This window comes from Pseudomonas sp. NUPR-002 (assembly GCF_056322725.1).
This window is the reverse complement of the sequence record NZ_CM150476.1, coordinates 445,800-467,204: the sequence shown is the minus strand read 5'-3', so window position 1 is coordinate 467,204 and position 21,405 is coordinate 445,800. Positions and strand designations below refer to the sequence as shown.

General features: G+C 59.2%; 16 protein-coding genes and 1 tRNA gene. 13 read left to right on the top strand and 4 right to left on the bottom strand.

Features of this window, described 5'->3' with window-relative positions; translation table 11 throughout:
- The first annotated feature begins 245 nt into the window (after positions 1 to 245).
- The 4 genes from ACVWSC_RS02065 to ACVWSC_RS02050 all read left to right on the top strand — a co-directional run bounded on the left by ACVWSC_RS02065 (position 246) and on the right by ACVWSC_RS02050 (position 6,415).
- Positions 246 to 2,168, top strand: a complete 1,923-nt coding sequence (locus ACVWSC_RS02065; protein WP_442111775.1) for a PrkA family serine protein kinase — start codon at positions 246 to 248, stop codon at positions 2,166 to 2,168.
- A gap of 130 nt (positions 2,169 to 2,298) precedes the next feature.
- Entirely contained in the window at positions 2,299 to 3,570 is a 1,272-nt protein-coding gene (locus ACVWSC_RS02060) for a YeaH/YhbH family protein (RefSeq protein ID WP_442111773.1), read from the top strand.
- Complete coding sequence (locus tag ACVWSC_RS02055; RefSeq protein WP_133214226.1) at positions 3,567 to 5,129, top strand: SpoVR family protein; 1,563 nt, start codon at positions 3,567 to 3,569, stop codon at positions 5,127 to 5,129. Before ACVWSC_RS02060 ends, ACVWSC_RS02055 begins: the two co-directional genes overlap by 4 nt.
- Before the next feature lie 56 nt (positions 5,130 to 5,185).
- The gene (locus tag ACVWSC_RS02050) at positions 5,186 to 6,415 is read left to right on the top strand and encodes a multifunctional CCA addition/repair protein (protein WP_442111771.1); all 1,230 of its coding nucleotides are present in this window, start codon (positions 5,186 to 5,188) and stop codon (positions 6,413 to 6,415) included.
- A 61-nt stretch (positions 6,416 to 6,476) separates the two neighbouring features.
- Here the strand turns inward: ACVWSC_RS02050 and folK are convergent, their stop codons facing one another.
- Both folK and folB read right to left on the bottom strand, forming a co-directional pair.
- Positions 6,477 to 6,986 (bottom strand): 2-amino-4-hydroxy-6-hydroxymethyldihydropteridine diphosphokinase, encoded by a 510-nt coding sequence (gene folK / locus ACVWSC_RS02045; protein WP_442111769.1) that lies wholly within the window; start codon positions 6,984 to 6,986, stop codon positions 6,477 to 6,479.
- Complete coding sequence (gene folB, locus ACVWSC_RS02040) at positions 6,977 to 7,330, bottom strand: dihydroneopterin aldolase (RefSeq protein WP_442111767.1); 354 nt, start codon at positions 7,328 to 7,330, stop codon at positions 6,977 to 6,979. Before folB ends, folK begins: the two co-directional genes overlap by 10 nt.
- A gap of 74 nt (positions 7,331 to 7,404) precedes the next feature.
- Here folB and plsY point away from each other — a divergent pair, with 74 nt between their 5' ends.
- Entirely contained in the window at positions 7,405 to 7,974 is a 570-nt protein-coding gene (plsY, locus tag ACVWSC_RS02035; RefSeq protein WP_442111765.1) for a glycerol-3-phosphate 1-O-acyltransferase PlsY, read from the top strand.
- Positions 7,975 to 7,997: 23 nt separating this feature from the next.
- On the opposite strand, the gene tsaD is transcribed toward plsY, so the two are convergent.
- Entirely contained in the window at positions 7,998 to 9,023 is a 1,026-nt protein-coding gene (gene tsaD, locus ACVWSC_RS02030; RefSeq protein ID WP_442111763.1) for a tRNA (adenosine(37)-N6)-threonylcarbamoyltransferase complex transferase subunit TsaD, read from the bottom strand.
- A gap of 202 nt (positions 9,024 to 9,225) precedes the next feature.
- Here tsaD and rpsU point away from each other — a divergent pair, with 202 nt between their 5' ends.
- From rpsU to ACVWSC_RS02005, 5 genes are all read left to right on the top strand, one after another.
- Entirely contained in the window at positions 9,226 to 9,441 is a 216-nt protein-coding gene (gene rpsU / locus ACVWSC_RS02025; protein ID WP_002551877.1) for a 30S ribosomal protein S21, read from the top strand.
- A 304-nt stretch (positions 9,442 to 9,745) separates the two neighbouring features.
- Positions 9,746 to 11,716 carry a DNA primase gene (gene dnaG / locus ACVWSC_RS02020; protein WP_442111761.1) on the top strand — a complete coding sequence of 657 codons (1,971 nt, stop codon included), beginning with the start codon at positions 9,746 to 9,748 and terminating at the stop codon, positions 11,714 to 11,716.
- 67 nt (positions 11,717 to 11,783) lie between these two features.
- Positions 11,784 to 13,634 carry an RNA polymerase sigma factor RpoD gene (gene rpoD / locus ACVWSC_RS02015; protein ID WP_442111759.1) on the top strand — a complete coding sequence of 617 codons (1,851 nt, stop codon included), beginning with the start codon at positions 11,784 to 11,786 and terminating at the stop codon, positions 13,632 to 13,634.
- Between the two features lie 126 nt (positions 13,635 to 13,760).
- Positions 13,761 to 17,132 carry a bifunctional diguanylate cyclase/phosphodiesterase gene (locus ACVWSC_RS02010; RefSeq protein WP_476461721.1) on the top strand — a complete coding sequence of 1,124 codons (3,372 nt, stop codon included), beginning with the start codon at positions 13,761 to 13,763 and terminating at the stop codon, positions 17,130 to 17,132.
- 13 nt (positions 17,133 to 17,145) lie between these two features.
- Positions 17,146 to 17,222: transfer RNA gene (locus tag ACVWSC_RS02005), tRNA-Ile, on the top strand.
- A 104-nt stretch (positions 17,223 to 17,326) separates the two neighbouring features.
- Here ACVWSC_RS02005 and ACVWSC_RS02000 read toward each other — a convergent pair.
- Positions 17,327 to 17,980 (bottom strand): hypothetical protein, encoded by a 654-nt coding sequence (locus ACVWSC_RS02000; protein WP_442111755.1) that lies wholly within the window; start codon positions 17,978 to 17,980, stop codon positions 17,327 to 17,329.
- A gap of 227 nt (positions 17,981 to 18,207) precedes the next feature.
- Here ACVWSC_RS02000 and ACVWSC_RS01995 point away from each other — a divergent pair, with 227 nt between their 5' ends.
- The 3 genes from ACVWSC_RS01995 (at position 18,208) to ACVWSC_RS01985 (ending at position 21,388) form a co-directional block, all read left to right on the top strand.
- The gene (locus tag ACVWSC_RS01995; protein ID WP_442111753.1) at positions 18,208 to 18,660 is read left to right on the top strand and encodes an Lrp/AsnC family transcriptional regulator; all 453 of its coding nucleotides are present in this window, start codon (positions 18,208 to 18,210) and stop codon (positions 18,658 to 18,660) included.
- A gap of 228 nt (positions 18,661 to 18,888) precedes the next feature.
- Positions 18,889 to 20,571, top strand: a complete 1,683-nt coding sequence (locus ACVWSC_RS01990) for a flavin monoamine oxidase family protein (protein WP_442111751.1) — start codon at positions 18,889 to 18,891, stop codon at positions 20,569 to 20,571.
- Between the two features lie 13 nt (positions 20,572 to 20,584).
- The gene (locus tag ACVWSC_RS01985; protein WP_442111749.1) at positions 20,585 to 21,388 is read left to right on the top strand and encodes a carbon-nitrogen hydrolase family protein; all 804 of its coding nucleotides are present in this window, start codon (positions 20,585 to 20,587) and stop codon (positions 21,386 to 21,388) included.
- Positions 21,389 to 21,405: the final 17 nt, after the last annotated feature.

The following is a 21,405-nucleotide window of genomic DNA, read 5'->3' as shown; positions in this document are numbered from 1 at the left end:
TGGCGCCTGACCTGACGAACGGTCACAGGCAACAATTCATCCACGCGCCCTTGACCTCGCCGAGAACCAACTATTCTTAAGTCCAGGCCATCCAAAAAGGGGAGAGCCGGTACACCGGCGTGCGGGTCATCGGTAGCGACTTTACAGGTGTTCTGGGGGGTATACAGCAATCGGTAGTGCCGATTGCATGCCAGCATCAGCTGACTGATCCGGCGTCGGCTCCACGTATCGAGCGAGGTGACGTCATGAGTATTTTTAGCCACTTCCAACAACGTTTCGAGTCCACCCGTCAGGAAGAACTTTCGCTGCAGGAATACCTTGAGCTCTGCAAAAAGGATCGCAGCGCTTATGCATCGGCAGCTGAACGCCTGTTGATGGCTATCGGTGAGCCGGAACTGGTCGATACCTCGAACAACTCCAGGCTGTCGCGAATCTTCTCCAACAAGGTGATCCGCCGCTACCCAGCCTTTGAAGACTTCCATGGCATGGAAGAGTGCATCGACCAGATCGTGTCTTACTTCCGTCATGCAGCCCAGGGGCTGGAAGAGAAGAAACAGATCCTCTACCTGCTCGGCCCTGTGGGTGGCGGTAAGTCGTCCCTGGCCGAGAAACTGAAACAACTGATGGAAAAGGTGCCCTTCTACGCCATCAAGGGTTCACCGGTATTCGAGTCGCCTCTGGGGTTGTTCAACGCCACTGAAGACGGCGCGATCCTCGAAGAGGACTTCGGCATCCCGCGGCGCTACCTGAACACCATCATGTCGCCATGGGCTACCAAACGACTGGCTGAGTTCGGGGGCGACATCAGCCAGTTCAAAGTGGTCAAGCTGTACCCGTCGATCCTCAACCAGATTGCCGTGGCCAAGACCGAGCCGGGTGACGAGAACAACCAGGATATCTCTGCCCTGGTCGGTAAAGTCGATATCCGCAAACTCGAGGAATACCCACAGAACGACGCCGACGCCTACAGCTATTCGGGCGCACTGTGCCGGGCCAACCAGGGCCTGATGGAATTCGTCGAGATGTTCAAGGCGCCGATCAAGGTGCTGCACCCATTGCTGACTGCAACCCAGGAAGGTAACTACAACAGTACCGAAGGCCTGGGCGCCATCCCGTACTCCGGGATTCTGCTGGCCCACTCCAACGAATCGGAATGGCACAGCTTCCGCAACAACAAGAACAACGAAGCCTTCATTGACCGGATCTACATCGTCAAAGTGCCGTACTGCCTGCGCGTCAGCGACGAGATCAAGATCTACGACAAGTTGCTGTTCAACAGCTCGCTGGCCAAGGCCCACTGCGCGCCCGACACCCTGAAGATGCTCGCGCAGTTCACCGTGCTGTCTCGCCTGAAAGAGCCGGAAAACTCGAACATCTACTCGAAAATGCGCGTGTACGACGGGGAAAACCTCAAAGACACCGACCCCAAAGCCAAGTCGATACAGGAATACCGCGACGCGGCCGGTGTTGACGAGGGCATGAACGGCCTGTCGACTCGCTTTGCCTTCAAGATCCTCTCGAAAGTCTTCAACTTCGACCCGCACGAGATTGCTGCCAACCCGGTGCACTTGCTCTACGTGCTGGAGCAACAGATTGAACAGGAACAATTCCCGGCCGAAGTCCGCGAGCGTTACCTGCGTTACCTGAAAGAGTACCTGGCGCCGCGTTACATCGAGTTCATCGGCAAGGAAATCCAGACCGCCTACCTGGAGTCCTACAGCGAATACGGCCAGAACATCTTCGACCGCTACGTACTGTACGCCGACTTCTGGATTCAGGATCAGGAATACCGCGACCCGGAAACCGGCGAAATCCTCAACCGTATCGCCCTCAACGAAGAACTGGAGAAGATCGAGAAACCGGCAGGCATCAGCAATCCGAAGGATTTCCGCAACGAGATCGTCAATTTCGTGCTGCGTGCCCGGGCCAACAACAATGGCAAGAACCCGACCTGGCTGAGCTACGAAAAACTGCGGGTGGTGATCGAGAAGAAAATGTTCTCCAACACCGAAGACCTGCTGCCGGTCATCAGCTTCAACGCCAAAGCCAGCAAAGAGGACCAACAGAAACACAACGACTTCGTCACCCGGATGGTGGAACGCGGCTACACAGACAAGCAAGTCCGGTTGCTCTCGGAATGGTACCTGCGGGTCAGGAAATCGCAATAAGCGGCAGGAGCTGCAAGCAGCAAGCATTTAGCTGCAAGTCCGGCGCACGCATCACCGGCGTGCCCGAACTTGCAACTTGGAGTTTGCAGCTTGCAGCTTGCGCAGCTACCGCCTAAACCCGGAGGGGCCTATGAGCTATGTGATCGACCGACGCCTGAACGGCAAGAACAAGAGCACGGTCAACCGCCAGCGCTTTTTGCGGCGTTACCGTGACCACATCAAGAAAGCCGTCGAAGAGGCCGTGAGCCGCCGTTCTATTACCGATATGGAGCATGGCGAGCAGATCAGCATCCCCGGACGCGATATCGACGAACCGGTGCTTCACCATGGCCGCGGCGGCAAACAAACCGTGGTACACCCAGGCAACAAGGAATTTACCGCCGGGGAGCACATTGCCCGGCCACAAGGCGGCGGCGGAGGTGGCGGTCGCGGCAAGGCCGGCAATTCCGGCGAAGGCATGGACGAGTTCGTCTTCCAGATTACTCAGGAAGAATTTCTCGAGTTCATGTTCGAAGATCTCGAACTGCCCAACTTGATCAAGCGTCATCTGGCCGGCACAGACACCTTCAAGACCGTACGCGCCGGTATCAGCAACGAAGGCAATCCGTCACGCATCAATATCATCCGCACCCTGCGCTCGGCCCATGCAAGGCGTATTGCCCTGTCCGGCAGCAGCCGCGCCAAGCTGCGCCTGGCACAAGAGGAACTGGCGCGTCTGAAGCGCGAAGAGCCAGACAACTTCGGTGATATTCAGGAAATCGAAGCAGAAATCGAGCGATTGAGCGCACGCATCAACCGTGTACCGTTCCTTGATACCTTCGACCTCAAGTACAACTTGCTGATCAAGCAACCCAACCCCAGCTCGAAAGCGGTGATGTTTTGCCTGATGGACGTCTCCGGCTCCATGACCCAGGCTACCAAGGACATCGCCAAGCGCTTTTTCATCCTCTTGTACCTGTTCCTCAAGCGTAACTACGAAAAAATCGAGGTGGTGTTCATCCGCCACCACACCAGCGCGCGCGAAGTCGATGAAGAGGAGTTTTTCTACTCCCGGGAAACCGGCGGCACCATTGTTTCCAGCGCCCTGAAGCTGATGCAGGAAGTGATGGCCGAGCGCTACCCGGCCAATGAATGGAACATCTACGCCGCTCAGGCCTCAGACGGTGACAACTGGAACGACGATTCGCCGATCTGCCGCGAGATCCTCACCAAGCAGATCATGCCGTTCGTCCAGTACTACACTTACGTTGAGATCACCCCCCGCGAACATCAGGCATTGTGGTACGAGTACGAACGGATCGGCGAAGCCTTTGCCGACACGTTCGCCCAGCAGCAGCTGGTATCGGCCGGCGATATCTATCCGGTCTTCCGTGAACTCTTCCAGCGCAGGTTAGTGACATGACCGCTAGAGAGCAGAAGCGCCAACCCATTTCCACCGGGTCCGAATGGACATTCGAACTGATCCAGGCCTATGACCGGGAAATCAGCCGCCTGGCCGAGCGCTATGCCCTGGACACCTACCCTAACCAGATCGAAGTGATTACCGCCGAGCAGATGATGGACGCCTATGCCTCGGTCGGCATGCCCCTGGGTTACCACCATTGGTCTTACGGCAAACACTTCCTCAGCACCGAAAAGTCCTACAGCCGCGGCCAGATGGGCCTGGCCTACGAGATCGTGATCAACTCCGACCCGTGCATTGCCTACCTGATGGAAGAAAACACCATCTGCATGCAGGCACTGGTCGTCGCTCACGCTTGCTACGGCCACAACAGCTTCTTCAAGGGCAACTACCTGTTCCGCACCTGGACAGACGCCAGTTCGATCATCGACTACCTGGTGTTTGCCAAGCAGTACATCACCCAGTGCGAGGAGCGCCACGGCATTGATGCGGTGGAGGATTTGCTCGACTCTTGCCATGCCCTGATGAACTACGGTGTCGACCGCTACAAACGCCCTTACCCGATCTCCGCCGAGGAAGAACGACGCCGGCAGAAAGAGCGCGAAGAGCACCTGCAGAAGCAAATCAATGACCTTTGGCGAACCATCCCCAAAGGCGCCGACAAGAACAGCGAACGTGACAACGCGCGCTTCCCGGCCGAGCCCCAGGAAAACATTCTCTACTTCATCGAGAAGCATGCGCCGCTGCTTGAGCCCTGGCAGCGCGAGATCGTGCGCATCGTGCGCAAGATCGCCCAGTACTTCTACCCTCAGCGCCAGACCCAGGTGATGAACGAAGGCTGGGCCACCTTCTGGCACTACACCCTGATGAACGACCTGTATGACGAAGGCCTGGTGACTGAAGGTTTCATGATGGAGTTCCTGCAGTCGCACACCAGCGTGGTGTTCCAGCCCGGATTCGACAGCCCCTACTACAGCGGCATCAATCCTTATGCCCTGGGCTTTGCCATGTACCGCGACATCCGGCGCATGTGCGAAAACCCCACCGAAGAAGACCGCCGCTGGTTCCCCGACATCGCCGGCAGCGACTGGCTCTCGACCATCAAGTTCGCCATGAGCAGTTTCAAGGACGAGAGTTTTATCCTGCAGTACCTGTCGCCCACGGTGATCAGGGATCTGAAGCTGTTCAGCATCCTCGATGACGACCAACGTGATGACCTGCTGGTGCCGGCCATCCATGACGAAAGCGGCTACCGGATCATTCGCGAAACCCTTGCCGCCCAATACAACCTGGGCAACCGTGAACCCAACGTACAGATCTGGAGCATCGACCGTCGCGGCGACCGCTCACTGACCCTGCGCCACCAGCAACACGACCGCAAACCACTGGGTGATTCTACCGAGGAGGTCCTCAAGCACCTGCACCGTCTCTGGGGCTTCGATATCCACCTGGAAACCCTGCAGGGTGACCAGATCATGAAAACCCACCATGTGCCGCCCAAAGGCGAACACAGCGAAGCCGAGTACGGGCGCCTGGACCTGGCCGTCGTACACCTCTGACCTGCCCCTCCGTTGCTGCCAGACAGGGTATCCTGTGGCATCAACGGAGGATTTACATGCAGATCTACAAAGTCGGCGGTGCCGTGCGCGACCGCCTGCTCGGCCAACCGGTCAGTGACATCGACTGGGTGGTGGTCGGCGCTACCGCAGAGCAAATGCAGACACTTGGCTATCGGCCGGTGGGCGCCGACTTTCCGGTTTTCATCCACCCCAAAAGCGGCGAGGAGTACGCGCTGGCGCGCACTGAGCGCAAGAGCGGACGCGGTTACGGCGGTTTCACCTTCCATGCCAGCCCTGAGGTCACCCTTGAAGAAGACCTGATCCGCCGCGACCTGACCATTAACGCCATGGCCGAGGATGAACAGGGTAATGTCTGCGACCCCTACAACGGCAAGAAAGACCTCGATGAGCGCATCTTGCGCCACGTTTCCCCGGCGTTCGCCGAAGATCCTTTAAGGGTTCTGCGCGTCGCCCGTTTTGCTGCGCGCTACGCCGCAATGGGCTTCACAGTGGCCCCCGAGACGCTTGAACTGATGCGCCAGCTCAGCGAGTCCGGTGAGCTTCAAGCGCTGACCGCCGAGCGCAGCTGGAAAGAAATTTCCCGGGCACTGATGGAAGATCAACCGCAGGTTTTTATCCAGGTACTGCGCGATTGCGGCGCCCTGAGTGAGCTGATCCCGGAGCTCGACGCGCTGTTTGGCGTACCACAACCACCTGCGCACCACCCCGAAATCGACAGCGGCATCCACACCCTGGCAGTGCTGGAACAAGCCGCACAGCACCAGCAGCCCCTGAGCGTACGCTGGGCATGCCTGCTGCACGACCTGGGCAAAGGGCTGACCCCGCAGGAGGAATGGCCTCGGCACATCGCTCACGAACATCGTGGGCTCAAGCTGATCAAAGCGGTCAATCAGCGCTTCAAGGTGCCACGCGACTGCCAGGAGCTGGCGATGTTGGTCGGCGAGTACCACACCCATTGCCACCGCGCCCTGGAGCTCAAGGCTTCGACCTTGCTGGAGCTGCTGCAGAGCTTTGATGTTTACCGTCGGCCACAGCGCTTCGAGGAGTTCATTGCCGCCTGCGAAATGGACGCCCGGGGGCGCAAAGGCCTGGAGCAACGCGACTATCCGCAGGCGGAATACCTGCGCGGTGCAGCTGCGGCGGCGCGGGCGGTGCAAGTGCAACCGCTGGTACAGAAAGGCCTGACCGGGCAAGCACTGGGTGATGCGCTCAAGGGTGAGCGCCTGAAGGCGTTGAAAGCCTACAAGGGCAGCGTTAGCGGTTGAAGGCATCGCGGGGCAAGCCCGCTCCTACGGGCCTGTAGGAGCGGGCTTGCCCCGCGATCAATCAAAGACTGGTCAACTGCTGCCCACGCCACTCGAACGGCACCGGCGCCAGCACCTGCTCAATCTGCGCCTCAGCCCACAGCTGAGCAATGCTCTTGCCCACGCCCGGATGCACCAGCTGCGGCGCGATCAATGACAACGGCCACAGCACAAAGGCATTTTTCAGAATCTCTGCCCGCGGCAGCACCAAACCATCGAAGCTGCCATGCAGGTCGTTGTACATCAGCACATCGATATCCAGCGGCAAGCCTTTGCGCTCAGGCGCATAACGGCCGTTATCGGCTTCGATGAACTTGAGCCGACGGTCGAGCTCCATCAACGGCAGGCTGGTCAGCCCGGTTACCACCAGATTGAAAAAGGGCCCACTCTTGATACCCACCGCCTGGCTTTCGAACACCGCCGAACAGCACATATCGGTCAGTATTTCAGCCAGCGCATCCAGCCCTGCAGTCAAATGCCGCTCACGCTCGACATTGCTGCCAAGACCAAGATAAACCCGGTTCAGAGACATCCGCGCTCGATCTCCACACCCACTCCGGTGGCGGCCGATACCGCGCCAGGCTTGGTCAGCTTGAGCTGCAGCCAGGGGATCTGGAACTCATTCATCAACACGGCGGCCAGACGCTCGGCAAAGGTCTCAACCAATTGGAACTCGGATTTCTCGGCGAATGCCTGAATGCGCGCCGTGACACTGGCGTAGTCGAGCGCCAGGGTCAGGTCGTCGCCCGCTGCAGCCGGACGGTTATCCCAGGCAAATCGCAGGTCCAGACGCAGGCACTGACGAATACCCCGCTCCCAGTCATAGGCACCGATTACGGTATCGACTTCCAGGCCTTCGATGAACACTCTGTCCAAGCACTTCTCTCCACTGCACGACAAGGGCGACTGGCGCCGTTAGAATCAGGGCGTCCTCGCCCGGAATAGTTAGCATGTTTTGGTTGCTGGCGCTGCTCGCCTACCTGCTCGGCTCGCTGTCCTTTGCCATTCTCCTAAGCCGCCTCAATGGCAGCCCGGACCCGCGTTCGAGCGGTTCAGGCAATGCCGGTGCAACCAATATGCTGCGCCTGGCCGGCCGCAAACTGGCGGTCCTGACCCTGCTTGGCGACCTGTGCAAGGGCTTGCTGCCGGTGCTGATCGCCAATCTTGCCGGCCTCGACCTGCAGCAACAGGCCTGGATTGGCGTGTGCGCGGTTATCGGCCACCTGTTCCCCGTGTACTTCTGCTTCCGCGGCGGCAAAGGTGTCGCCACCGCCGCCGGCCTGCTGCTGGGCCTGTACCCACCGGCAGCATTGCTGGCTATCGGCGCCTGGGGGCTGACCTTTTACCTCACTCGCACCAGCTCGTTGGCAGCACTGATCGCCACGCCCCTTACCCTGCCATTGCTGGCCTGGCGCGAGCCGGAAGCGCTGTTGCCGATCAGCGTGCTGACGCTGCTGATCGTCTGGCGCCATCGCAGCAATCTACGCGACCTGTTTGCCGGCCGCGAACGGCATTTCTGAATCTTGTGCATGAGCACCGCTCATTACAACGGCGCCAATTGCTCCATCGGCCAGCGCGCCTGCACGCTGATCGCCAGGCTTTCCTGCTGCCCCGCCGCCAGTCGCTGGCAACCTGCGTAGGCAATCATGGCACCGTTGTCAGTGCAGAACTGCGGCCGGGCGTAATACACATTGCCCTTGATGCCCGCGAGCATCTCCTCCAATGAAGTGCGAAGCGCCTTGTTGGCACTCACGCCACCGGCGATCACCAGGCGCTTGAGACCGGTTTGCTTCAAGGCACGCTTGCACTTGATGGTCAGAGTCTCCACCACCGCCTGCTGGAACGCCAGCGCCACGTCGCAACGGGTTTGCTCACCGTCGTCGCCAGTACGCTGGCACTGCTGCCAGGTATTCAAGGCAAAGGTTTTCAGGCCGCTGAAGCTGAACTCAAGGCCAGGACGGTCGGTCATCGGCCGCGGGAATACGAAACGCCCAGGCACCCCCTGAGTCGCCAGGCGAGCGATTTCCGGGCCACCGGGGTAATTCAATCCCATCAACTTGGCAGTCTTGTCGAACGCTTCGCCGGCTGCATCGTCGAGTGTTTCGCCCAACAGTTCGTAGCGGCCGATGCCGTCCACGCGCACCAACTGGGTGTGGCCACCGGATACCAGCAAGGCGACGAACGGGAACTCAGGCGGCTGCTCCTCCAGCATCGGCGCAAGCAGATGGCCTTCCATGTGGTGAACGCCCAGCGCCGGAATGCCCCAGGCAAACGCCAGTGCCTGCGCACAGGAAGCCCCTACCAGCAGGGCACCGACCAGCCCAGGGCCGGCGGTGTAGGCAATGGCGTCGATTTCGGTAGCTACGCAGTCGGCCTCGGCCAGCACTTGCTTGATCAGCGGCAGCATGCGCTTGACGTGATCACGCGAGGCCAGCTCCGGCACCACACCGCCATAGGCGCGATGCAGGTCGATCTGACTGAACAGTGCGTCAGCCAAAAGACCACGTTCACTGTCGTATAATGCGACGCCGGTTTCGTCGCAGGATGTTTCCAATCCCAGTACTAGCATGGGTCTGCGCCTTGTTGAGGCTGAATTCGAAGGCGCGCATGATAGTCCTCACTCCCGATGCCGACCAGCGGTTTTCGATCAGAGGCTTTGCATTCCGGCTGGCTAAGGGTTAACATCCGCAACCCTTAAAAACCGACGTTCTCCAGTGCACATTTTTGCCACGAGTTCGTTGACCCCCGGTAATGAATGAAGGTAGCTCTGGATGCCAGCCGTCAAAGTTAAAGAGAACGAACCCTTCGACGTAGCTCTGCGTCGTTTCAAGCGCTCCTGCGAAAAAGCCGGTGTTCTGGCTGAAGTTCGTAGCCGCGAATTTTACGAGAAGCCGACTTCTGAGCGTAAGCGCAAAGCAGCAGCCGCTGTTAAACGTCACGCCAAGAAAGTTCAGCGCGAACAGCGCCGCGCCGTTCGTCTGTACTAATACAGACGCTCGTCGCAAGCTTCTGCCTCGCCCGGCCCAAAGCCGGGCTGCCGGCAGCAGTTGTTTTATCCTCAGGCCTTTGTGCCCGAGGCGTCCCATTGCCTGGCAATGCGGACAACCTGCCTGAATCGTCAGAACTGGCCGCAACGCCAGCTGTGCACGTCATTACTGACGAGCCCTCACCGGCTACAGACGAGCACTTCTTTCCGAATTTTGTGTTACGCCATTCGATACCGCTCGAACGCGCAGCCGTTCCCGCAGCGTTAGCGATTACACTTGTTTATCGCCTGATGACGAGAGTGCCATGGCCGGGTTGATCCCCCAAAGTTTCATTGACGACCTCCTCAACCGTACCGACATCGTCGATGTGGTGAGTTCGCGCGTGCAACTGAAAAAGGCCGGCAAAAACCTCACCGCCTGCTGCCCGTTCCACAAGGAAAAAACGCCGTCTTTCAGCGTCAGCCCCGACAAGCAGTTCTACTACTGCTTCGGCTGCGGCGCCGGCGGCAATGCCCTTGGCTTCATCATGGACCACGACAACCTGGACTTCCCCCAGGCGGTCGAGGAACTGGCCAAAGCTGCTGGCATGGAGGTTCCGCGCGAAGAAGGCGGGCGCGGGCAAAAGCCCCGACAGCCTACCGACTCCCCGCTCTATCCCTTGCTGGAAGCGGCCGCCGAGTTTTATCGCCAGGCGCTCAAAGGCCACCCCACCCGTCGCTCGGCCGTGGAGTACCTCAAAGGCCGCGGCCTGTCCGGAGAAATCGCCCGCGATTTCGGCCTGGGCTATGCCCCACCCGGCTGGGACAACCTGTTCAAGCATTTGAGCAGTGACACCCTGCAACAGAAGGCCATGATCGATGCCGGCCTGCTGATCGAAAATGCCGAATCAGGCAAACGCTACGATCGCTTCCGCGACCGGGTGATGTTTCCGATCCGTGACAGCCGCGGCCGGGTCATTGCTTTCGGTGGCCGAGTGCTTGGCGACGACAAGCCCAAGTACCTGAACTCGCCGGAGACGCCGGTATTCCATAAGGGGCAGGAGCTCTACGGGCTGTACGAGGCACGCAAGTTCAACCGCAACCTCGATGAAATCATCGTGGTTGAAGGCTATATGGACGTCATTGCCCTGGCCCAGCAAGGCCTGCGCAATGCCGTGGCAACGCTGGGCACAGCCACCAGCGAAGAACACCTCAAGCGCCTGTTCCGAGTGGTTCCCAGCGTCTTGTTCTGCTTCGACGGCGACCAGGCAGGCCGCAACGCCGCCTGGCGCGCCCTGGAAGCCACCCTGTCGAGCCTGCAGGATGGCCGCAAAGCCCGCTTCCTGTTTCTCCCCGAGGGTGAAGACCCGGATACCCTGATCCGTGCCGAAGGCACCGATGCCTTCCGTGCCCGCATCAATCAGCATGCCCAGCCCCTGGCCGACTACTTTTTCCAGCAGTTGACCGAGGAAGCCGACCCGCGCTCGCTGGAAGGCAAAGCGCACATGGCCACCCTGGCAGCACCGTTGATCGAAAAAGTTCCGGGCGCCAACCTTCGCGCTCTGATGCGCAATCGCCTCAAAGAAATCACCGGGCTCGACAATCAGCAAGTGGAGCAACTCAGCCACAGCACCGCCCCCGAGGCGCCGCCCGCTTACGACCCAGGCATCGACTACGACGCCCTTCCCGACTACACCCCTGACTACGGCGATTTTCACCAGCCCGAGTACACGCCACCGCAACAGCAGTGGACGCCGAACAAGGGCGGCAAGAAGAAATGGGACGGCAAGCCGTGGGACAAAAAGGGCAAGCCATGGGAGCGCAACGGTCAGCGCCAGGACGCACCACCGCGTGTACCGACCTCGGTGGAACCCCCGACCTTGAGCGCCCTGCGCACCTTGCTGCACCACCCGCAGTTGGCCAAAAAGGTTGAAGACGCCGGCCACTTTGCGGCCGAAGAACACGTCTACGCCCAGCTGCTGGTGGCGCTGCTCGAAGCCTTGCAAAAGAATCCTGAGCTACGCTCACTACAGCTGATTGCGCGCTGGCACGGCACCGAGCAAGGCCGCTTGCTGCGGGCATTGGCAGAAAAGGAATGGTTGATCGATGCCGACAACCTTGAACAACAGTTTTTCGACACTATAACTAGCTTGTCAGCTCGCCAACGCGAGCGAAGCCTGGAACATTTGCTCAGAAAAGCACGTCAAAGCGAGTTGAGCGCAGAGGAAAAAAATCAGCTGCGCGACCTGCTCAGCAGGAATGTTCCCGCACAAACCCCGACCTCAACTGGCGCGTGAGGTCCTAGCTCGGGTATAATCCTCGGCTTGTTTTTTGCCCGCCAAGACCTTCAGTGGATAGGGTGTTATGTCCGGAAAAGCGCAACAGCAGTCTCGCATCAAAGAGTTGATCACCCGCGGTCGTGAGCAGGGCTACCTGACTTACGCGGAGGTCAACGACCACCTGCCAGAGGATATTTCAGATCCGGAGCAGGTGGAAGACATCATCCGCATGATCAACGACATGGGGATCAACGTATTCGAGAGTGCTCCGGATGCGGATGCCCTTTTGTTGGCCGAAGCCGACACCGACGAAGCCGCCGCTGAAGAAGCTGCCGCTGCGTTGGCGGCTGTGGAAACCGATATCGGTCGCACGACTGACCCAGTGCGCATGTACATGCGTGAAATGGGTACCGTCGAGCTGCTGACCCGCGAAGGCGAGATCGAAATCGCCAAGCGTATCGAAGAAGGTATCCGCGAAGTCATGGGCGCCATCGCTCACTTCCCGGGTACTGTCGAATACATTCTCAGCGAATACGACCGGGTAACTGCCGAAGGCGGCCGCCTGTCCGACGTTCTCAGTGGCTACATCGACCCGGATGACGGCATCGCCCCTCCGGCCGAAGTACCGCCGCCGGTCGATCCGAAAGCGCCGGCCAAGGAAGAAGCTGACGACGACGAAGACGAAGAGAAAGAAGGCAGTGACGAAGAGGAAGAGACCGAAAGCGGTCCTGATCCTGAAGTTGCTCGCCAGCGCTTCGGTGCCGTTCAGGAGCAACTGAACGCTACCCTCAAAGTCCTGAAGAAGAACGGCCGTCAGCACAAGGACAGCCTGCAGGCGATGCTTGAGCTGGCCGAGCTGTTCATGCCGATCAAGCTGGTACCCAAGCAGTTCGAAGTACTGGTAGAGCGCGTTCGTAGCGCCCTGGACCGTCTGCGTCAGCAAGAACGCGCCATCATGCAACTGTGCGTCCGTGACGCCCGCATGCCGCGTGCCGATTTCCTGCGCTTGTTCCCAAGCAACGAAATCGACCAGACCTGGGCCAGCGACCTGGCCAAGCGCAGCACCAAGTGGGCTGCGGCCCTGGGTGAGAAAAGCGACGCCATCGTGGCCTGCCAGCAGAAGCTGATCGACCTCGAAAGCGAAACCGGCCTGACCATCGCCGAGATCAAGGACATCAACCGTCGCATGTCGATCGGTGAAGCCAAGGCTCGTCGTGCCAAGAAAGAAATGGTTGAGGCCAACCTGCGTCTGGTGATCTCGATCGCCAAGAAGTACACCAACCGTGGCCTGCAGTTCCTCGACCTGATCCAGGAAGGCAACATCGGCCTGATGAAGGCGGTGGACAAGTTCGAATACCGTCGCGGTTACAAGTTCTCGACCTACGCCACCTGGTGGATTCGCCAGGCGATCACCCGTTCGATCGCTGACCAGGCACGCACCATCCGTATTCCGGTGCACATGATCGAGACGATCAACAAGCTCAACCGTATTTCCCGGCAGATGCTGCAGGAAATGGGTCGTGAACCGACGCCGGAAGAGCTGGGCGAACGCATGGAAATGCCTGAGGACAAAATCCGCAAGGTATTGAAGATCGCCAAAGAGCCGATCTCCATGGAAACCCCGATCGGTGACGACGAAGATTCGCATCTGGGCGACTTCATCGAAGACTCGACCATGCAATCGCCAATCGACGTGGCCACGGTCGAAAGCCTCAAGGAAGCGACCCGTGATGTGCTCTCCGGTCTGACCGCACGCGAAGCCAAAGTGCTGCGCATGCGTTTCGGTATCGATATGAACACCGATCACACCCTCGAAGAGGTCGGCAAGCAGTTCGACGTGACCCGTGAGCGGATCCGTCAGATTGAAGCCAAAGCGCTGCGCAAGCTGCGCCACCCGACGCGAAGCGAGCATCTGCGCTCCTTCCTCGACGAGTGATGACAAACCCCGGCCCAGGCCGGGGTTTTTCTTTTGTGCGCGGCAAACTTTAAGCCTTTCGCCACTACCCCACCGCAGAAATGCCCGTCTACACTCGAAGCAGTCCACCTGTGTAACGAGGCCGCTATGCCCAAATTGCCGGCCCTCCTGTTGCTCGTCCAGCTATTTTGGAGCGCAACGGCCGGCGCCTTGACCCTGACCAAAGAAGAACAAGCCTGGCTCAGCGCGCATCCGCAGCTGCGCCTGGGCGTCGATGCGTCCTGGCCACCCTTCGAATACCGTGACCAGGACGGCCGCTACCAGGGATTGGCTGCCGACTACATTGCTGTAATTCAAGAACGACTGGGCGTGGTGTTCAAACCCGTGGAGCCGACCAGCTGGACCGCTGTGCTTGAACAGGCGCAACAGAACAAGCTGGACCTGCTCCCAGGCATCATGTCGACCCCCGAGCGCCAGGGTTTTCTGGCCTTCACCCGCCCCTATCTGGACTTCCCGATTGTCATCCTCGCCCATGAAGGCGGGGCGCAGCCGCGGGCACTCAAAGAGCTCTACGGGCTGAAGATTGCCGTTGTCGAAAACTACGCGCCGCATGAACTGCTGCGTACTCACCACCCCGACCTCAACCTGGTGCCACTGCCCAACGTCAGCTCAGCTCTGCAGGCGCTGGCCACCGATGAAGTCGACGCGGTGGTCGGCGACCTCGCCTCCAGCATCTGGAGCCTGCGCCAGCTCAAGCTTGAAGGGCTGTATGTCAGCGGCGAAACCCCTTATCGCTATCAACTGGCGATGGCCGTGCCACGCGAGCAGAAAATCCTGGTCGGCATTATCGACAAGGTCATGGCCGACATGAGCGCCGGTGACATCAGCAATATCCAGGAGCGCTGGGTCGGCAAGGTCCTGGATCACCGCACCCTGTGGTACGACCTGCTGCTCTATGGACTGCCCGGCATCCTGATTCTGGTCGCCATACTGGCGGCAATGGTGCGCATCAACAGGCGCCTGAGCTCAGAGATTTCCCGCCGCATCGCCCTTGAGCAGGAACTGCGCAGCAGCGAATACCATTACCGTGGCCTGGTCGAAAGCCTGTCGGCGATCGCTTGGGAAGCTGATGCCAATGACTTCACCTACAGCTACGTTTCACCGCATGCTGAAGACTTGCTCGGTTATCCACAGAGCGAATGGCTGCGCCCAGGCTTCTGGCGCAGCATCATCCATCCTGACGACGCACAGTGGGCCCAGGCCTTCTGCGACAGCGAAACCGCTGCCGGGCGCGACCACAGCCTCGATTATCGGGTGATCCGCGCCGACGGCCGCAGCCTGTGGGTGCGAGACATCGTCAGCCTGATCGAGCACGGCCATAAGCCGGTAATGCGTGGCCTGATGATCGACATCAGCGAAACCAAGAACGCCGAAGAGGCCCTGCGCCTCTCGGAACAGAAATTTGCCAAAGCGTTCCACGCCTCGCCCGACGGCCTGCTGCTCTCACGTCAGAGTGATGGCTTGCTGATTGAAGTCAACGAAGGCTTTTGCCGCCTGACCGGCTTTGACAGCCACATGTCACTGGATCACACCACCCTGGATCTGGGCATCTGGGTGAACCTCAACGAACGCCGACGCTTGCTGGATATGCTGCAACGCGACGGCTTCGTGCGCGACTTTAGTTGCCATATCCGCCGCAGCGACGGCCAGATACGCCTCTGTGAGCTGTCTGCCCGGCCCTTGCCGATTGCCGGAGTGGACTGCATGTTGACCATCGCCCGTGACATTACCGAGCGCCATCTGATGCAGGAAAAGCTGCAACTGGCGGCCACCGTGTTCGAGAACACCGCCGAAGGCGTGTTGATCACCGACACCGAACAGCGCATCAGTGCCGTCAACCGCGCCTTCAGCGAGATCACCGGCTACAGCGAATTCGAAGCCCTCGGACAAACGCCGCGCCTACTTGCCTCCGGCCAGCACGACAGCGCCTTTTATGTCGCCATGTGGCACCAACTGAATGCCGAAGGGCACTGGCAAGGCGAAATTTATAACCGACGCAAAAACGGCGAGCTGTACCCCAGCTGGCTGACCATCAGCGCCGTACGCAACAGCGAGCGTTTGATCACCCACTTCGTGGCTGTGTTTGCCGATATCTCCAGCCTCAAACATGCGCAGGCGAAACTCGACTATCAGGCACACCACGACCCACTCACCGGCCTGCCCAACCGCACCCTGTTCGAGAGCCGCCTGCAAGCCGCCCTCACCTGCGCGCAAAGCTCCAAGCGCCAGGGAGCGGTGCTGTTTCTGGACCTTGATCGCTTCAAACACATCAACGACAGCCTTGGCCATCCGGTCGGCGACCTGTTGCTCAAAGGCATTGCCCAGCGCTTGAAGGAACAGGTGCGCGATATCGACACCGTCGCGCGCCTGGGCGGTGATGAGTTCATCATTCTATTGCCTGGCCTGCACCAACCCAGTGACGCCAGCCTGATTGCCAACAAACTACTGGCGTGCTTCGCCGCCCCGTTCCAGGCCGGGGAGCATGAGTTTTTCACCAGCGCCAGTATTGGCACAAGCCTGTACCCGCAAGACGGCAGCGATGTTGCCTCGCTGATCCGAAATGCCGACGCGGCCATGTATCGCTCCAAAGCCAAGGGGCGTAACCGCGTTGAGTCCTACACCCGTGACCTCACCGCTCAAGCCAGCGAGCGGATTGCCTTGGAGCACGAATTGCGCCGGGCCATCGAGCGCGATGAACTGAGCCTGAATTTCCAACCCAAACTCAGCCTGAAAACCCAGACGCTGGTAGGCGCCGAAGCCCTGATACGCTGGACCCACCCGATGTTCGGTGAGGTACCTCCGGAACACTTCATCGCCCTGGCCGAAGAGAACGGCATGATATTGCAGCTGGGCGACTGGGTGCTTGAACATGCCTGCCGGCAAATGCAGGCGTGGAAAAAACACTACCAGGCCTTCGGCCCGCTATCGGTCAACCTCGCTGGCGCCCAATTGCGTCAGCCCGGCTTGATCAAACGCATTGAGTACCTGCTCAAGACGCACCAACTCAACGCCGGTGACCTGCAGCTGGAAATCACCGAGAACTTCATCATGAGCCAGGCCGAAGAATCCCTGGCCGTGCTCCATCAGCTCAAGCACCTGGGCGTGCAACTGGCTATCGACGACTTTGGTACCGGCTACTCATCCCTGAGCTACCTCAAGCGGTTGCCTTTGGACATCCTCAAGATCGACCAGTCGTTCATTCGCGGCCTTCCGGACGACCCCCACGATGCCGCCATTGCCCGCGCGATCATTGCCCTGGGGCGCAGCATGCAACTGACCATCATTGCCGAAGGCGTCGAGAACCAGCCGCAACAGCAATTCCTCGCTGCCGAAGGCTGTGAACAGATTCAAGGCTACATCGTCAGCCTGCCGCTGCCCGCCGAAGCCTTTGCTGATTCATTTTTGAATACAACTGTTTCAGACTTTTCGGATAGCACCGCAAGGAAACCCTCGTTATAATCCGCGACCACTGGGGCCTATAGCTCAGTCGGTTAGAGCAGAGGACTCATAATCCTTTGGTCCACGGTTCGAGTCCGTGTGGGCCCACCAAACAAAAAAGCCGCGCATTGCGCGGCTTTTTCGTGCCTGTAGAAAACCATCCGTTGAACCACGCCCTGATTAGGCCACAGACCGATTCAACGGGTAGGCAATTCTTAGAAATTCAGCCGAAACATCGTTCTCCAGAAGTTCTTGAGGGGAGATCGACGGTGCCGATTCCAATTGTGCTCCCACCACTCGTCTTCATTCCTGACCACGCTTTCGATATCACTGCCGGTCGCTGACGCAGCATGTTGGCGAAACAGCATCGGGAACACGCAGTGTTGTTTTATGCGCTTTTTAAATACAACGTCTACAGGTGTTCCGTTGTATGAGGAGTCGGCCAATATCTGGCAACCATCGCGCGACAGAATATAGGCATGCAGCGCCACAACCCGGCCACGAGCAATGAATGGAAACCAGGTCAACCAGGTTCTCCCCATGCTGTAACCCAAATGCAAGGCCTCAAAACGACGCGTACGGATAAAGCGATTGATCCAGCGAATCGGCGTTGCCTTCAATTCGTAGGGTTTGACGTCATCTTCAAAAATCAGAACTCGCTCCAGGCCTTGAGCCAGAGCGACTTTTGCCAAGGCCTGATGCGACTCGTAGCAACCTTTGACCGGGTCTTCGTTTCGCTCGACAACGTGGAATATCACTTGGTTTTCGAGCAAATTCCCTAAGGTCTGTCTGAACAACTCACGCCTGTCGGTGCGTTCTTTAAGCGAAATACAGTACACAGCATCTACATCAAACTTGATCTTACTCACCACACAATCCTTGAACCACCAACTAATCCTGAGATACCGCTAACGCGCGGCCGCGGATCTTAGCTGATTGTTCAAACAGGCAAAAAAAATTGTTTAATGCGGGCTGTTTCAGCTCCATCCGAAGCTCAAATAGCGCAGCCTGTTACCTTGCTCAACGGCGGGTGGAGTCGATAGGCTATTACCCTCATTCCATCATCATGCTATGTGGCCTTCGCCAGAGAGTTTCCATGTCCGACAGCCGCCCCGTCACCCTTGACGATATCGATCGCCAGCTGATCTCGCTGCTGCAAATCAATGCCCGCGAAAGCGTTGCCACCCTCGCCCGGCAACTGGGTATTGCCCGCACCACGGTAACTTCGCGCCTGGCTCGCCTGGAAAAAACCAAAGTCATCAGTGGCTACGGTGTGCGCCTGGGTCAGCGTTTAGTCGATGGTGGTTTGCAGGCGTATGTCGGGATCAAGGTACAACCACGTTCAGGCAAGGAAGTGGTGCGTCGCCTCAGCGCCATGGGACAGGTGCAGCAACTTTGTGCGGTAAGTGGTGAGTTCGATTATGTGGCTTGGTTACGCAGCGACTCGCCGGAGCAACTGGATCAACTGCTCGACCAGATTGGCAGTGTCGATGGCGTGGAGAAGACCACCACTTCGATCATCCTCAGCAGCAAAGTAGACCGCGGGTAGGAGCGGGCTTGCCCCGCGATTGCAATATGTCTGGTGAACCGCAATCGCGGGGCAAGCCCGCTCCTACCGATTTCGTCGATATGATCTATTGGTAAGTCATAACGACTGAAAACAGCGCATATCGACGACACATTGCTTCTTAATTACGTAACCACCACCCTCTAAACTGACCGCCAGCAGCTCCTATACTCAAGCTCCGCATCCTGCGCAGCCCTGGCAAGGTCATCTATGAACAAGAACAATCGCCACCCCGCCGACGGCAAGAAACCTGTCACCATCTTCGGCCCGGATTTTCCCTTCGCCTTTGACGACTGGATCGAACATCCCGCAGGCCTGGGCAGTATTCCCGCTGAGCGTCACGGCGAAGAGGTCGCGATTGTCGGTGCCGGCATCGCAGGGCTGGTGGCGGCCTACGAGCTGATGAAGCTGGGCCTTAAGCCAGTGGTGTACGAAGCCTCGAAAATGGGCGGTCGCCTGCGTTCGCAAACCTTCGAGGGCACCGATGGCATCATCGCCGAACTCGGCGGTATGCGTTTTCCGGTGTCGTCCACGGCGTTCTATCACTACGTCGACAAACTCGGCCTGCAGACCAAACCGTTCCCCAACCCGCTGACTCCGGCATCCGGCAGTACGGTAATCGATCTGGAAGGCCAGACCCATTACGCCGAAAAGCTCTCCGACCTGCCCAAGCTGTTCCAGGAGGTTGCCGATGCCTGGGCCGACGCTCTGGAAGACGGCGCCCGCTTTGGCGATATCCAGCAGGCGATTCGTGATCGCGACGTACCCCGCCTGAAAGCGCTGTGGAACACCTTGGTGCCGCTCTGGGACGACCGCACCTTTTACGACTTTGTCGCCACCTCCAAGGCGTTTGCCAAGCTCAGCTTCCTGCACCGCGAAGTGTTCGGTCAGGTCGGCTTCGGCACTGGTGGCTGGGATTCAGACTTCCCCAACTCGATGCTGGAAATCTTCCGCGTGGTCATGACCAACTGCGACGACCATCAGCACTTGGTAGTAGGCGGCGTCGAGCAGGTACCCCTGGGCATCTGGCGCCACGTGCCTGAACGTTGCGCGCACTGGCCGGCAGGCACCAGCCTCAGCTCGCTGCACCGTGGCGCGCCGCGCCCGGGGGTGAAAAGCATCGCCCGCAACGCTGATGGCAGCCTGGCCGTCACTGACAACTGGGGTGACACACGCCATTACGCGGCAGTGCTCACCACGTGCCAGAGCTGGCTGCTGACCACCCAGATCGAATGCGAAGAATCGCTGTTCTCGCAGAAGATGTGGATGGCCCTGGACCGCACCCGCTACATGCAGTCATCGAAGACCTTCGTCATGGTCGATCGCCCCTTCTGGAAAGACAAAGACCCGGAAACTGGCCGCGACCTGATGAGCATGACGCTGACCGACCGCCTGACCCGCGGCACCTACCTGTTCGATAACGGCGACGATAAACCGGGGGTCATCTGCCTGTCCTACTCATGGATGAGCGATGCCCTGAAGATGCTCCCGCACCCAGTGGAAAAACGCGTGAAGCTGGCGCTCGATGCGTTGAAGAAGATCTACCCGAAAGTGGACATCGCCGGCCACATCATCGGCGATCCAATCACCGTGTCGTGGGAAGCCGATCCGCATTTCCTCGGGGCCTTCAAAGGTGCCCTGCCCGGCCATTACCGTTACAACCAGCGCATGTACGCGCATTTCATGCAGCAGGACATGCCTGCCGAACAGCGCGGTATTTTCATCGCCGGTGACGACGTGTCCTGGACCCCGGCGTGGGTCGAGGGCGCGGTACAAACCTCGCTCAATGCGGTGTGGGGTATCATGACTCACTTCGGAGGACATACCCATCCGGACAACCCAGGCCCTGGCGATGTGTTCAATGAAATCGGACCGATCGCACTGGCCGACTGACGGGAGAAACGCCATGCGCATCGCGCTGTATCAAGGTGCTCCACAACCTCTGGATGTACCCGGCAACCTTGAGCGCCTGCACCAACAGGCGCAGCTGGCGGCAGCACGTGGCGTCGAGTTGCTGGTGTGCCCGGAGATGTTTCTGACCGGCTACAACATCGGCAGCGAAGCCGTGGCGCGCCTGGCCGAGGCCGAAGACGGGCCGTCGGCCATGGCCGTGGTAGAGATCGCCCAGAGCAACCGTATCGCCATTGCCTACGGCTACCCAGAACTGGCCGAGGACGGGCGCATCTACAATGCCGTGCAACTGATCGACGCCCACGGCAGCAGCCTGTGCAACTACCGCAAAACCCACCTGTTCGGCGGTCTCGACCGGGCGATGTTCAGCCCCGGGCCTGATCACTTTCCAGTGGTGGAGTTGAACGGTTGGCGTTTGGGCTTGTTGATCTGCTACGACATCGAGTTTCCGGAAAATGCCCGGCGCCTGGCGCTGGCCGGTGCCGAACTGATTCTGGTGCCGACCGCCAACATGGTGCCCTACGACTTCGTTTGCCAGGTAACCGTGCGCGCCCGTGCCTATGAAAACCAGTGCTATCTGGCCTACGCCAACTATTGCGGCAGCGAAGACGAGATTCACTATTGCGGGCAAAGCAGTATCGTCGGGCCAGACGGCAGCCTCCTGGCCATGGCCGGTCGTGACAGCGCCTTGTTGCAAGCGGATCTGGAACTGCAGCGGGTTCACGAAGGGCGCGCCAACACGCCTTATCTGCACGACCTGCGCCCCGAGCTGTATGGCGATCCACGGGAGCGCGGATAATCCGCTAGCATGACGGT

Bases quoted from the DNA above. Each gene is read 5' to 3' on its own strand.
- ACVWSC_RS02055 (WP_133214226.1), top strand. From the start codon at position 3,567: ATGACCGCTAGAGAGCAGAAGCGCCAACCCATTTCCACCGGGTCCGAA.
- ACVWSC_RS02060 (WP_442111773.1), top strand. From the start codon at position 2,299: ATGAGCTATGTGATCGACCGACGCCTGAACGGCAAGAACAAGAGCACG.
- plsY (WP_442111765.1), top strand. From the start codon at position 7,405: ATGTTTTGGTTGCTGGCGCTGCTCGCCTACCTGCTCGGCTCGCTGTCC.
- ACVWSC_RS02010 (WP_476461721.1), top strand. From the start codon at position 13,761: ATGCCCAAATTGCCGGCCCTCCTGTTGCTCGTCCAGCTATTTTGGAGC.
- ACVWSC_RS01990 (WP_442111751.1), top strand. From the start codon at position 18,889: ATGAACAAGAACAATCGCCACCCCGCCGACGGCAAGAAACCTGTCACC.
- ACVWSC_RS02050 (WP_442111771.1), top strand. From the start codon at position 5,186: ATGCAGATCTACAAAGTCGGCGGTGCCGTGCGCGACCGCCTGCTCGGC.
- tsaD (WP_442111763.1), bottom strand. From the start codon at position 9,023: ATGCTAGTACTGGGATTGGAAACATCCTGCGACGAAACCGGCGTCGCA.
- folK (WP_442111769.1), bottom strand. From the start codon at position 6,986: ATGTCTCTGAACCGGGTTTATCTTGGTCTTGGCAGCAATGTCGAGCGT.
- ACVWSC_RS01985 (WP_442111749.1), top strand. From the start codon at position 20,585: ATGCGCATCGCGCTGTATCAAGGTGCTCCACAACCTCTGGATGTACCC.
- dnaG (WP_442111761.1), top strand. From the start codon at position 9,746: ATGGCCGGGTTGATCCCCCAAAGTTTCATTGACGACCTCCTCAACCGT.
- rpsU (WP_002551877.1), top strand. From the start codon at position 9,226: ATGCCAGCCGTCAAAGTTAAAGAGAACGAACCCTTCGACGTAGCTCTG.
- rpoD (WP_442111759.1), top strand. From the start codon at position 11,784: ATGTCCGGAAAAGCGCAACAGCAGTCTCGCATCAAAGAGTTGATCACC.
- ACVWSC_RS01995 (WP_442111753.1), top strand. From the start codon at position 18,208: ATGTCCGACAGCCGCCCCGTCACCCTTGACGATATCGATCGCCAGCTG.
- ACVWSC_RS02065 (WP_442111775.1), top strand. From the start codon at position 246: ATGAGTATTTTTAGCCACTTCCAACAACGTTTCGAGTCCACCCGTCAG.